Annotated in this window: 14 protein-coding genes and 1 pseudogene; 9 read left to right on the top strand and 6 right to left on the bottom strand. The window is 42.7% G+C overall.

The window, feature by feature from the left end:
• Nucleotides 1-53 precede the first annotated feature (53 nt).
• Complete coding sequence (locus tag HWQ43_RS32965; protein WP_292741482.1) at nt 54-1,835, top strand: serine/threonine-protein kinase; 1,782 nt, start codon at nt 54-56, stop codon at nt 1,833-1,835.
• A 10-nt stretch (nt 1,836-1,845) separates the two neighbouring features.
• On the opposite strand, the gene HWQ43_RS32960 is transcribed toward HWQ43_RS32965, so the two are convergent.
• Nucleotides 1,846-2,145, bottom strand: a complete 300-nt coding sequence (locus HWQ43_RS32960) for a 30S ribosomal protein PSRP-3 (protein ID WP_013190996.1) — start codon at nt 2,143-2,145, stop codon at nt 1,846-1,848.
• Between the two features lie 136 nt (nt 2,146-2,281).
• Here HWQ43_RS32960 and HWQ43_RS32955 point away from each other — a divergent pair, with 136 nt between their 5' ends.
• Together HWQ43_RS32955 and HWQ43_RS32950 are read left to right on the top strand one after the other, a co-directional pair.
• Complete coding sequence (locus tag HWQ43_RS32955; protein WP_292741475.1) at nt 2,282-2,752, top strand: DUF29 domain-containing protein; 471 nt, start codon at nt 2,282-2,284, stop codon at nt 2,750-2,752.
• A 40-nt stretch (nt 2,753-2,792) separates the two neighbouring features.
• On the top strand, nt 2,793-3,596 hold the full coding sequence (locus HWQ43_RS32950; RefSeq protein WP_292741473.1) for a TIGR01548 family HAD-type hydrolase: 804 nt from the start codon (nt 2,793-2,795) through the stop codon (nt 3,594-3,596).
• A gap of 26 nt (nt 3,597-3,622) precedes the next feature.
• Here the strand turns inward: HWQ43_RS32950 and HWQ43_RS32945 are convergent, their stop codons facing one another.
• Complete coding sequence (locus HWQ43_RS32945) at nt 3,623-4,426, bottom strand: tetratricopeptide repeat protein (RefSeq protein ID WP_292741470.1); 804 nt, start codon at nt 4,424-4,426, stop codon at nt 3,623-3,625.
• Between the two features lie 116 nt (nt 4,427-4,542).
• Complete coding sequence (ruvB, locus tag HWQ43_RS32940; RefSeq protein ID WP_292741467.1) at nt 4,543-5,643, bottom strand: Holliday junction branch migration DNA helicase RuvB; 1,101 nt, start codon at nt 5,641-5,643, stop codon at nt 4,543-4,545.
• 188 nt (nt 5,644-5,831) lie between these two features.
• Here ruvB and hisF point away from each other — a divergent pair, with 188 nt between their 5' ends.
• Both hisF and HWQ43_RS32930 read left to right on the top strand, forming a co-directional pair.
• On the top strand, nt 5,832-6,605 hold the full coding sequence (hisF, locus tag HWQ43_RS32935) for an imidazole glycerol phosphate synthase subunit HisF (protein WP_292741463.1): 774 nt from the start codon (nt 5,832-5,834) through the stop codon (nt 6,603-6,605).
• Nucleotides 6,606-6,704: 99 nt separating this feature from the next.
• Complete coding sequence (locus tag HWQ43_RS32930; RefSeq protein ID WP_094348875.1) at nt 6,705-6,896, top strand: hypothetical protein; 192 nt, start codon at nt 6,705-6,707, stop codon at nt 6,894-6,896.
• A gap of 464 nt (nt 6,897-7,360) precedes the next feature.
• Here the strand turns inward: HWQ43_RS32930 and HWQ43_RS32925 are convergent, their stop codons facing one another.
• Nucleotides 7,361-8,842 carry a GTP-binding protein gene (locus HWQ43_RS32925; protein ID WP_292741460.1) on the bottom strand — a complete coding sequence of 494 codons (1,482 nt, stop codon included), beginning with the start codon at nt 8,840-8,842 and terminating at the stop codon, nt 7,361-7,363.
• Between the two features lie 326 nt (nt 8,843-9,168).
• Between HWQ43_RS32925 and tpiA the strand changes: the two genes are divergently transcribed.
• Both tpiA and folP read left to right on the top strand, forming a co-directional pair.
• Nucleotides 9,169-9,900, top strand: coding sequence for a triose-phosphate isomerase (gene tpiA, locus HWQ43_RS32920; RefSeq protein WP_292741560.1), 732 nt, complete (start codon nt 9,169-9,171; stop codon nt 9,898-9,900).
• A gap of 52 nt (nt 9,901-9,952) precedes the next feature.
• The gene (gene folP / locus HWQ43_RS32915; protein ID WP_292741458.1) at nt 9,953-10,813 is read left to right on the top strand and encodes a dihydropteroate synthase; all 861 of its coding nucleotides are present in this window, start codon (nt 9,953-9,955) and stop codon (nt 10,811-10,813) included.
• On the opposite strand, the gene HWQ43_RS32910 is transcribed toward folP, so the two are convergent.
• Nucleotides 10,810-11,652 (bottom strand): SPFH domain-containing protein, encoded by an 843-nt coding sequence (locus HWQ43_RS32910; RefSeq protein ID WP_292741455.1) that lies wholly within the window; start codon nt 11,650-11,652, stop codon nt 10,810-10,812. The two genes, folP and HWQ43_RS32910, sit on opposite strands and share 4 nt — an antisense overlap.
• A gap of 71 nt (nt 11,653-11,723) precedes the next feature.
• Nucleotides 11,724-11,858: a hypothetical protein gene (locus tag HWQ43_RS32905; RefSeq protein WP_292741452.1), complete on the bottom strand. Its 135-nt coding sequence runs from the start codon at nt 11,856-11,858 to the stop codon at nt 11,724-11,726.
• A 172-nt stretch (nt 11,859-12,030) separates the two neighbouring features.
• Here HWQ43_RS32905 and HWQ43_RS32900 point away from each other — a divergent pair.
• Nucleotides 12,031-12,375 (top strand): annotated as a pseudogene (locus HWQ43_RS32900) (hypothetical protein).
• A 292-nt stretch (nt 12,376-12,667) separates the two neighbouring features.
• Nucleotides 12,668-12,847, top strand: a complete 180-nt coding sequence (gene rpsU / locus HWQ43_RS32895; RefSeq protein ID WP_069073049.1) for a 30S ribosomal protein S21 — start codon at nt 12,668-12,670, stop codon at nt 12,845-12,847.
• Nucleotides 12,848-12,861 lie beyond the last annotated feature (14 nt).

Here is a 12,861-nt window from a genome sequence, read left to right as displayed (position 1 = left end):
GGCAATATCTTTCTGATTGTGGGCAAAATGCCCACCTTGTAGGTAGGGGAATTTTGCTTTTACAAGAACGTTATCGTTTAATCAAGCAGATTGGTAAAGGGGGATTCTGTAAAACCTTCCTTGCTGTAGATGAGGGTCAGTTTCCGCCAATTCCTTGCGTTGTTCAAGAAATCTCGCAGGAATACGAGACATTTAAAACTTTTCAGCAAAAGGCGCAACAGCTAGATGAATTAGGAAAGCATCCGCAAATTCCCGCATTATTAAATTATTTTCAGCATAATGGGCATTTTTATTTAGTGCAGGAGTTTATTGCAGGCACTAATTTAGCTCAGGTGGTTGAAGAAGAAGGCGCTTTTAATGAAACTCAGATTTGGCAACTTTTAGAAGATGTGTTGCCAGTTTTCCAGTTTATTAACGATCGCCACATCATCCACCGCGATATTAAACCCCAAAATATCATCCGTAGATCCCCAATTACTAAGAAGGGAGATTTCGTTATAGTCGATTTTACCACTGCGAAAATCGTCACAGAAATTGATCGGCTAATATTTGAAACCAGTATTGGCAGTCCAGAATACGCTGCACCAGAACAAGCAAAGGGAAAAGCCGTTTTTGCTAGTGATTTATATAGCTTGGGTGTAACTTGTATTTACTTACTTACCCAGATTCCTCCCTTTGATTTATATGATATTGCTAACGATTGCTGGGTTTGGCAACAATATCTTACTACTAAGGTTAGCGATGTCTGGCGACAAGACTCAAAGAGTCTACGCTTGGGGCAAATCCTCGACAAGCTGCTGCAAAAGACTATTAACCACCGCTTTCAATCGGCTGATCAAGTTATGCAAGCAATGGGTATGGAATGTAAAACTCAAAATTTTAAATTACCAAATCCTCCTTGGCGATGCTTGCATACCTTAACTGGGCATTCTGGGACATTGAGTAGTGTGAATACCCTTACCATTAGTCCAGACAGTCACACTTTAGCCAGTGGTAGTGATGACAAAAACATCAAATTATGGGATTTAAATACCAAAAAAGTTTTAGCTAGCTTATCAGGACATTCCCAAGCTGTAAAATCAGTTGCCTTCAGTCCAGATGGTCAAATTCTGGCAACTGCTAGCGATGATAAAACTATCAAATTGTGGCAGGTTGAGACATTGGAGGAAATCTGCACCTTGTTAGGACACGCACACGCTGTAAAATCAGTTGCTTTCAGTCCAGATGGGCAGATTCTCGCTAGTGGTAGCTGGGATAAGACAATCAAACTCTGGAATATCAATACTGGTAAAGAAATTTGCACCATAACTGGACACCAATTACAGGTAAATTCAGTAGCATTTAGTCCCCAAGGACAGCTTTTAGCTAGCGCTAGTTATGACAGAACAATTCGCTTGTGGCAGATAGAAGGTTCCCAGAGAGAAATTCAAAACCGCCCATGCTATAGCTTGTTAAGCACCCTTTCGGGTCATGCATGGGCGGTTTTGACAGTCGCTTTTAGTCCCGATGGGAAAACTTTGGCGACGGGTAGTGATGATAACACTATTAAGTTTTGGGAGGTAAACACTGGTCAGCTAATTTGCACACTTGTAGGCCATTCTTGGTCAGTGGTGGCTGTGGCTTTTACTGCCGATGGCAAAACACTCCTAAGTGCAAGTTGCGACAAAACAGTTAAACTTTGGAGGGTAAGCACAGCAGAAGAGATTGTTACTCTCTCTGGTCATGTAGACTCAGTATCTGCTGTTGCTGTGAGCAAAGTTACACAATTAATTGCAAGCGGCAGCCGGGACAAGACTATCAAACTGTGGCAGCTTGTAGAACAGGACAATAGCTAATTTTGTAATATCAAGCGCTACCTGTAAAGGCAACTTCTGGAAATTTCAATTGAGCTTCTGCCATTGGACGGTTTCTGCCTTCCTCTTGCCAGTAGTTAATCACTTCTGTTGCTTTATTAAGCAACTCGACACGATCCACGTCAGTAATCCAATGTTTGGACTCTAATTCCTTTTTTAACTCTTCCCAGGCGTCATTTCTGGGCCAAAAAAAGTACTTAGTCAAGGGACTGGTGCCTTTGCCTACAACTTGATCGACTGCGAGAGCAACGTTCTCGTCTAACCACAGAATTTTCAAAATAAACTTGGTCAATCACACCTCCGGGAATTTCCGGGCATTATTTAACAAGGATAGCGATCGCTTATTTTAACGCAATACCCTATCAAATGACCAAACAGTGATTGGATTGGGCTAGCATAAGGTGTAGTCGGCGCTAACAAAGATGCTTATGACTGCTCAACTGCCCCAATCTCAAACAACATCTGGTTCAGATTTGTATGAGCAAGACTTTTACCTGTGGATTCAAACCACAGCAGAACTGCTCAAGCAAGGTCGGCTCACAGAACTGGATTTGGAGAATTTGATTGATGAAATTGAAACAATGGGCAGGAGTGAAAAGAAAGCACTGAGAAGCAATTTGGAAGTGGTGCTGATGCACCTCTTGAAGTATAAATATCAAGCCGAGAAGCGCTCTGGTAGTTGGCGAGCAACAATTCGTGAGCATCGCAAACACCTCAGAGAAGCTCTAGAAGAAAGTCCTAGCCTCAAACCCTATTTCTCTGAGGTTTTTGGGCTGTGTTATGACGATGCTAGACTCTTGGCTGCTGATAAAACTGAATTGCATCTAGCTACCTTCCCCGAACAATCTCCCTTCACGCCAGAGCAAACCCTCGACCCCGATTTTTTACCTGAGTCATGAGCGCATTATGATGATTTAAAACTCTTTTGCTTCCTACCCCATGACTCAACCAACTTCTGTAAAAGCGATCGTTGTTTTCGATATTGATGGCGTTGTGCGCGATGTTAGCGGTTCCTATCGCCGAGCGATCGCAGATACCGTAGAACATTTTACCACCCAAGCATATCGTCCAACCCCACTGGATATTGACCAGTTGAAGTCTGAAGGCGTGTGGAATAACGATTGGGAAGCATCGCAGGAATTAATTTACCGCTACTTTGAAACCCAAGAACAGAGCCGAGAACAACTGCAACTAGATTACAGTGCGATCGTTGCTTTTTTTCAATCGCGTTACCGCGGCCCAGATCCAAATAATTTTACAGGGTATATCTGTAATGAACCCTTATTATTACAACCTAGCTATTTAGAACAACTTACCCAAGCAGGGATTGCTTGGGGATTTTTTAGCGGTGCAACTCGTGCTTCCGCTAACTATGTCTTAGAAAAACGCCTGGGTTTGGAATCTCCGGTGTTGATTGCGATGGAAGATGCGCCAGGTAAACCAGACCCCACTGGACTTTTTGCTACAGTTCGTGAGTTAGATAATGAAATTGAGCAAAAATTAGCGATTGTATATGTAGGAGATACGGTAGCAGATATGTATACCGTTGAGAAAGCGCGGAGTTTAGATTTTGCTCGTTCTTGGATTGGTGTAGGGGTTTTACCGCCCCATGTACAGGAAACAGCACCGCGTAGTGATGCTTATGGTGAGACACTAATAGCAGCAGGAGCAGCTGTAGTTTTTCGTAATGTGCAAGAATTAACCCCAAGGCAGATTCAAGAATTGGTAAGTTCATCTAATTAATCTGTATTTTTAGATGAATCCAGCAATTACTGGATTTTCAAGAACTTATCCAAAGCTGTAACTAGGCTGGGAGGCCAACGGCGGATATTTTTTACCCAGTCAATATCTTTGTAGCGGCTATCAAGTCCATAAGCTGCTACCCAGTTACTTTCAGCTTCACCTTGTTCTCCATTTACCCAATATGCAGCTGTGAGGGCGGCACGCACATCAGCAAATTTGGAGTATTTACGGGCGATATTTCGCATCTCGCGGATTGCTTGCTCTTTTTGACCAGTTTCATACAGAGCGAGGGCGTAGTTAGCACGGGCGAAGGCAAAATTTGGGGCTATTTCATTAGATTTTTTGTAGTCTGCGATCGCATCTTCCCATTTTCCTAAACCTGCTGTGGCATTGCCGCGATTGTTATACGCCATCGCATCGTTAGGATCGAGTTCTAAAACATGATTATAATCTGCGATCGCATCGTCCCATTTTCCCATCCCTTCTAACGCCGCCCCCCGATTTAAATATGGATCGGTGACATTTGGCGCTAGTTCTATGGCTTTGTTATAATCTGCCAGCGCCTCTGGTAACTTATTCTGACTCACCCGCGAATTTCCCCGGTTACTCCAGGCCCCTGCATTTGTGGGAAATTGCTCAATAATTTTTGTCCAGTAAGTTTCAGCCGTCGCAAAGTCACCTTGATTCGTCGCTATAAACGCTTGATTTGCCCACTCATCACCTTGTTTTAACTGTTCTTGAGTAATGGGCGGCTGAGATTGTGCCATAACTGGTGTACCCCAGCCAAACACAATTAACAGACTGAGAAAAATACCAATCAACTTAATCATCTAGGTTTACCTAATTTGTCATTTGTCATTTGTCATTGAGCAGAGGAATGGAGTTCAAAGACTCATTTACGAGTATCGATGCCCAATGCCCAATGCCCCATACCCCATGCCTATAATTACAATAATGACAACTGTTCATTAGGCGGCGTGAATCCCAAATGCTTATATGCTGCCTTAGTCGCCATCCTGCCGCGATGAGTTCTAGTTAAATACCCAATCTGCATGAGATAAGGTTCGTACACCTCTTCAATTGTTTGAGTATCTTCACCCGTTGCTGCTGCCATTGTTTCCAACCCCACTGGTCCGCCGTTAAATTGTTCAATGATTACACTCAGCATCTGGCGGTCTGTCCAATCTAAACCGCAGGGATCTACTTGGAATAGTTGCAATGCTTCAGATGCGATGCTTTCATTAATCTCCCCAGATATTTTTACTTCCGCATAATCACGCACCCGCTTAAGTAGCCTATTCGCAATACGTGGAGTTCCGCGTGAACGACGGGCAATTTCTGTGGCTCCATCTTCTGTAACAGGGGTTTTGAGTAATTGAGCGGTTCGCAGTATAATTTGAGTCAATTCATCAACTTCGTAAAATCGCAGTTTTTGAATTAAACCGAAGCGATCGCGCAGTGGTGAAGTTAAAGCACCCACACGCGTTGTAGCTCCCACTAGAGTAAACTTTGACAGCGGCAAACTTCTAATGCGAGCGCTGGAACCCTTACCAATAGTAATATCTAAGCGATAATCTTCCATCGCTGGGTAGAGAATTTCCTCTGTCATCCGCGAGAGGCGATGAATTTCATCGACAAATAAAATATCTCCTGGTTTCATGTTCACCAGTAGCCCGACAATATCCCGTGGACGTTCTAGGGCTGGCGCACTGGTAATTTTGTAATTTACCCCCATTTCCGATGCTAAAATCATTGCCATTGTGGTTTTTCCCAATCCCGGCGGCCCATATAGCAACAAGTGATCCAGTACCTCACCACGAGACTTGGCTGCTTTGATGGCAATATCTAGCACATCCTTTAAATCTTTTTGCCCGATGTAATCAGCAAATCGGTGTGGTCGAATACCTTCTTCTTGCTGTTCTTGCTCATCAATAGCAGCTTCAGGCTTCAAAATATTTTCTGTGGATGGTGCTTTCGCCGACTCTCGACGCTGTTTTGGTTCTCCGTTGGGTTCTGGAGGCTGTTTTTTCGATGAAATTATCGCCATAATTCAGCTATCTATTTTTAAGGGACTAGGGAGTGGGGGAGACAGGGGGGGCAGTGGAGGCAGGGGGAGAAAGAAGAACCAATGCCCAATGCCCCATACTCAATACCCATGAAAATTTTAGTTTGAGAATACCCGCGCCAATTTAAAATTTAAATTCCGGTCAATTACCCAGAAGTACAAAATTTATTATGTTATCTAAAAGAATCTTACCGTGCTTAGATGTGAAGGCGGGACGGGTTGTAAAAGGAGTTAACTTTGTTAATCTCCAAGATGCAGGCGATCCGGTAGAACTGGCCAAGGTTTACAACGAAGCCGGTGCTGATGAATTAGTATTTCTGGATATTACAGCTACTCATGAAGATCGAGCTACAATTATAGATGTGGTGTACCGCACTGCTGAACAGGTCTTTATTCCATTGACTGTAGGTGGTGGCATTCAATCCTTAGAAAATGTTAAAGCTTTGTTACGAGCCGGCGCAGATAAGGTTAGTATTAATTCTGCGGCGGTGCGTGATCCAGACTTGATTAATCGGGCTAGCGATCGCTTTGGTAATCAGTGCATAGTTGTTGCTATTGATGCCAGACGCAGAAATAACCCGGAAAATCCAGGTTGGGATGTGTATGTGCGGGGTGGCAGAGAAAATACAGGCTTAGATGCCCTATTGTGGGCACAAGAAGTTGAAAAACGGGGGGCCGGAGAACTGCTAGTCACAAGTATGGATGCTGATGGAACCCAAGCTGGGTATGACATTGAGATCACACGGGCAATTGCCGATGCTGTAGAAATTCCAGTTATTGCTTCTGGTGGTGCAGGTAATTGTGAACATATCTACACTGCCCTAACTGAAGGCAAAGCTGAAGCCGCATTACTCGCATCACTGTTACATTACGGACAATTAAGCGTAGCAGAAATTAAAAGTTACTTGCGCGATCGCAACGTGCCAGTTAGAACATTATCTTGATCCACCATTTCTCATTTAATGACATCCATCTAAGGTTAGACACACTTCCTGAAAAGGGTGTTAATATTATTTTACAAGTATTAACAAATATTAAGAAATATGCTGCTTCCTATTTTACTTTTTGATGTAGCCCTGGTAGCGTGGTCGCTGCACTTAATGGAAAAAGCCTACGAGAGTAAAGAATTTTCTCTAATGTTAGCTGGTACTTTGGTTGCTCTTGCTGCTGCTGCCATGTTAGTAGTCTACTTTTTGATGGGTCATTGTATGACCTATTTGTTGCAAGTATCCTAGAGAGTGCTGAGTACCAGAGGAGATATTTAAAATTTAGTCTCCTATAAAAAGCTTGACAAAGTAATAATAACTAAGCAATTATATATAGTTTATTTTAAGAGGATGTTTTCAAAGTACTAAAAGTATAATTTTTGCCTTCTAGAGTACGGTAAGTGCAACGAAAAACTAAGGTTTTCGCCATATACTTAAATGCTTGGCTGTGCTAATTATCAGAGCAAAAGACCCTTTTAAAACATCCTCTAAGGGCTTATAGCACAGTTGGTAGCGCACCTGTACATTCACAAATTAGATGCCGCAATCGATTTCAGCGTTTGGGTAAGGATTATGAGTTGTACACAAAGCTAAGTGACGCAATAATTTATGGCTCATTGATTCGTCTGATGGTAAAACGAATGGCACTTTCTTTTCTTGACGAATCAGCTAGCTCTAAGGATAAATATGGCTAACCAAAGCTTATTGATGCATCACTTTTTCAGTTTTACTTTGTGGAGTAATTCATCTTTAATCCGGTTAAGAATTGAAGTCTCATCCAAGTTTGCTAAAATCCGATTAATTACTGCTTTCGGCCCATCAGGCCCCCAAGTTGCGCCATTGGCTAAATAAACTTTGGTAACTTGTCCAATACCGTAAGAAGAAACACCAGCGACTCCTCCTTGGGTAATTGCTACCGATATATAAGGGCCTAGTGCAATGCCACCCGTAGCTGTTGCAGAGATCCCAAGTAAAGTTTTTAATCCACTCAAGCCTAAATTTGCTAACAATTCACTAGCACCGATACCGCCCATACTCAAGGCGATTTTTTGTAGCAATTGTACAGCCCCAGCCTCGGTCATAGAGAAGCCATAGAGTTTAGATAAACCCAAAATCAGAGCAATATCAATTACCACACTACTCAGAATATCTACCACAGTTACAGGATTGAGTGCGATCGCTAATGCTTTAGTCATCACAGCCTTCCAAATCAACTGATTGGCATTCTGTTCCCGAATCATCAGTTTTCGTTCTATCAACTGCTCATTTACAATATCGGCATAAAGCATGGTATTTAGGGCAACCAAGGCTTTACCCTCACGATGCAGAATTTCCAATATTTTCAGCTTCAGTTCCTCGACTTGGGCATTTCCTGTACGCAACTGTATGCCCCTAGTACCATCAGGGCGACGAATCGCCGTCTTCACCAATGGCGATGCCGCAGCCATGACAATTTCTAGAGGTGTGAGTAATTCACGTACCCTTTCATCCCGGATTTTGTGATAAATTGCCATCCGGTCTGCTTCTGGATACTGATCTACTTTGTTAAATACCAGAATGATCGGTTTACCTGCTTCTCGCAACTGCGAAAGGGCGGCGTATTCTAACTTTGTCATATCACCAGATATCACAAACAGAATCAAATCTGCTTGTTTGGCAATCTGTTCAGCTAAAGCGGCGCGGGTTGCACCATCTACTTCGTCTAATCCAGGAGTATCAATTAATTCCACCTTAGATTGACCTACACCAGGAAGAGTTACTCGCAAAGCACGTTCAGTTTCCCCAATCATCTCCTCACTAATACTCCAATTAACTGTTTGAGCAGTACGGGTGACACCGTGCAGTGGCCCAGTTTCAAATACCGTTTGCCCAACCAAAGAATTGAGTAGAGAAGACTTCCCACGTCCCACCATGCCAAAAGTCGCAATCTGCACTACCATGCGGTCTAACTTTCCCAGCATGGTTTCCAAATCAGCAATTTCCCTCTCTAACCCGGTTTTTTCCTGGGGAGTAAGGTCGAGATTAGCTACTAAGTTTCGCAACGCTGTTTGTGCTTGTTTATAGTTCAGTTCCGTCTGAATGTCTTCAAAACTAAAAATAGCACTATCCAGTTCTTCCTCCCAGCTGAGAGAATTTGCGTCAGTGTTAGCGGAATCGCTTTGATGAGGTTCAGGCACGGGCAATGTCGAGGTCATATCAATTTGAGATTTGAAATTTGGGATTTTTAAATTAGCCCTGTCTCTTATCCTAGTTATTTTTAACAGAGGTTTGTGGAGATTAGGGAGCAGCGGAGTAGCACTTCTCTACGAGACGCTGCGCGTGAGCTTGCTTCCACGTTCGCGCAGTGTGCCGTAGGCAAGTGGTACGTCTACGCTCAGTGACCGAGGATAAGTTGCAGTAAGTTTTTCCCCTCCGCCTCTTGTGCCCAATGACCAATGACTAATGACCAATGGCTAACAAAAAGTCATAAACTGAAAAATGCATCTAAATATAACGCGTTAGGATCTTGACTAAATTACCTGTGCGGAAAATCGTTATTGCCGGCAACTGGAAAATGTTCAAAACCCAGTCAGAAACCCAGGAGTTTTTACAAGGATTTCTGCCCCACTTAGAGGAAACCCCCGAAGGGCGAGAAGTGATATTGTGTCCTCCTTTCACTGATTTAAGTGTTTTGTCCAAGACCTTGCACGGTAGCCTCATCCAACTGGGGGCACAAAATATCCATTGGGAAGAATATGGAGCCTATACGGGTGAGATTTCTGGCCCGATGCTGACAGAAAGTGGTGTGCGCTTTGTGATTGTCGGTCATAGCGAACGACGGCAATACTTTGGGGAAACGGACGCCACCGTTAATCTGCGCCTCCGAACTGCTCAAAGGTTTGGTTTGACTCCAATTCTCTGTGTTGGCGAAAGTAAACAACAACGAGATGCGGGAGAAGCTGAATCACTGATTGCTCTCCAACTCGACAAAGCCTTGGTAGATATCGATCAGGATAATTTGGTGATTGCCTATGAACCGATTTGGGCCATTGGTACTGGTGACACTTGTGAAGTAGAGGAAGCTAATCGAATAATTGGCTTAATTCGTAGCAAGTTGACTAATCCAAATGTATCAATTCAATATGGCGGTTCAGTCAAGCCGAATAATATTGATGAGATTATGGCTCAACCAGAAATTGATGGTGTCCTCGTGGGAGGAGCAAGTCTAGAACCTGAGAGTTTCGCTCGGATTGTGAATTTTAAGTCAGTGTGATGTGCTTTTTTCTCGTTCCCATGCAGAGCATGGGAATGCCTAATGTAGATTTATGCCAAGGAACTTGATAATTCGAGGACGCTGTTTCGATTGGGGACAGCGGACTTATTTGATGGGCATTTTAAATGTAACGCCTGATAGCTTTAGTGATGGGGGTGAGTTTAACACTTCCTCTGCTGCTTTAGTACAGGCGCAAGCACTGGTGGCTGCTGGTGCTGACATCATCGATGTGGGCGGTCAATCAACTCGACCAGGGGCAAAGCAAATAACTCTGGTGGAGGAACTTGACCGGGTAGTATCGGTATTACAGGTGCTAAGACCAGAGATTTCAGTCCCGATTTCTGTAGATACAACCCGTGCTGCTGTGGCCAAGGCATCTGTAGAAGCTGGAGCGGATATTATTAATGATATTTCTGGCGGCACTTTTGACTCAGAAATGTTGGCAACAGTCGCAGAGTTAGGTGTGCCGATGATTTTAATGCACATCCGGGGAACACCACAGACAATGCAACAACAGACCGATTATCAAGATTTGCTCGGTGAAATTTATAGTTTTTTGGCTCGACAAATTAAGGCAGCAACTGCTGCGGGCATTGACCTGGATAAAATTATTATCGATCCTGGTATTGGTTTTGCTAAAAACTATGAGCAAAATTTAGAAATTTTTCGCAGTTTGCGATCGCTCGCACCACTCAACTGTCCTATCTTGGTAGGAGCATCTCGTAAAAGTTTTATTGGTCGCATTTTAAATCAACCAGATCCCAAAGCACGAGTTTGGGGAACGGCAGCAGCTTGTTGTGCTGCTATTTTTAATGGCGCTGATATCCTCCGAGTTCACGATGTTCAAGAAATGCGCGATGTTTCACTAGTAGCCGATGCCTTATTGAGACAAGCTAGACAGCGTGACTCTTAAGTATTCCGTTCTTCGATTTTTTTGCCGTTACCTTCTTGAGTTACCGACTCGGCTATCAACTCCTGAAACATTTCACTTGAGTTAGCCGGGTCTACAAAGACAATTTTGGCGTTATTGCTCTCACCAAGTTTTTGGCTAGCATCTACATAATCTTGAGCCACGAGATACCGCAGAATGTCTCTACTATCGGGATTGGCACGGAGAGCTTGAGAAATGATTTGCACTGAAGCCATAGTTCCTTCTGCTTTCTTAATCGCAGCTTCCTTTTCCCCTTCTGCTTCGGTAATCAATGCCCGTTTTTTGATGACGGCGGCTTGTTCTTCTTCCCTAGACTTTCGCACACTCTCAGGTAGGGTAATTCTCTGAATATCTAACCGGAGAATCTCAACTCCCCAATCTGCCGTTACATGATTCAACTGATCTAAAATAGCTGAGTCCATCTCTGCTCTAGAGACGTTGGTCTGCTCTAGGGTATTTTGGGCAATGATTTCTCGGAGCGTAGTTGTGGTTATCTGTGTTAATGCCCCTTGCAGATCCTCAATCGCGTAAAAGCTTCTCTCAATATCTCGAATGCGCCAGTATACAATAGCATCCACTTCTACGTAAATATTATCTTGGGTGATCACATTCTGAGGTTTGATGTCTGTATACTGCTCTCGTGTAGTATCTTCCATCACAATCTGATCGACCAAGGGAACAATAAAGTTCAGCCCCGGCTTAAGTTTTCGATGATACCGCCCTAAGCGTTCGACTAAGGCTTCATTTCCTTGATTAATCAGTTTTGCAGAACCTAATGCATAACCTATAAGGGCTAAAACTATAGCAATAATTGGCTCCATGTATGCTCCTATTCAGCTTTGGGGAGAATTTAGTGTCAAAGATATGCTACTAGCTTGTCATATCTTTGAGTTTAATGTTTTGAGTCTGTAATTTTATCAACACCGGCAGCGATGTCGAGTCGCTGCACGTTTTGTACATATTTTGTAAGTAAAACTATTTTGCGGAATGCGATCGCTATTAAAGCACCTTGATAAAACGCTGGCAAGGACTACTTGATGTAATCAACATTACTTGTACTGGCATTTTCAGACAGCCTGGATTTGTTTTAAGTATATTTACTTAAATTGACTAAATCAAGGTAAAATTTGGCAAGATTTTAAAAACTCCACTATAATCGGATAAAAATTGGCTTGGGCCATTAAAAATATCAAAATATTATGGGCAGGTTGTTAATCAAACTTATAGGTTTAATTCTACTTTTCACAGGATTATACTTTTTTGGTCAAAACATCATATTTGTTAGCGGTTACTATTCATATTTTTATCGGAGCTTACCTGCTACAGCTTCAGTTTTGGCAACGATGATAGGTATATTTGCATTAGTCTTTTTTCGGAGAGAAACTGGTAACTTAGGATGAATTTTTCTCGGCATTGGCATAGTATTAATTTTCTTAAGCGGTGGAGTTATTTTAAAGCCAACTAGCCTATGGAATTTCATAATTGCTTTTACAGCATTAGCAACTGGATATAAATTACTAAATGAGGGTAGAATCAACTTTTAAAATCTGTTTTCATTATGTATCTTAGTAACTAAGATTACATTATTTCCCCATTGAGAGTACAGTCAGAAAAATTTAGCATCATAATTTCCCCATCTTCTTTATTGGTTCTGAGAGTGCATTAGGGAACTTAGATTAACTTTTAGTTAAGTAACGATTTCACGATACAAAAGCACACGTAATCCTCGTCAGCCGGACGAATAGCCTCTTAATCATGACTTTAGCTCAGAGGGGTTTTACTAAGGTTGAGGGTAATATTAGAATGGAAACTATTGATGATGAGGAAAAGGGAAGAATGACCCAGGTGGTTCTAGGAGAGAACGAAGGAATAGACTCAGCTTTGCGTCGGTTTAAACGCCAGGTTTCCAAAGCTGGGATATTAGCTGATGTGAAATATCATCGGCACTTTGAAACACCGATAGAAAAACGCAAACGTAAGGCAGTGGCAGCTAGACGCACAAGACGTTTTAAATAAACCAATTTGGTGTG

The organism is Nostoc sp. JL31 (assembly GCF_017114965.1).
GTDB classification, from domain to species: Bacteria; Cyanobacteriota; Cyanobacteriia; order Cyanobacteriales; family Nostocaceae; genus Nostoc; species Nostoc punctiforme_A.
This window is presented reverse-complemented; position numbering and strand designations above follow the sequence as displayed.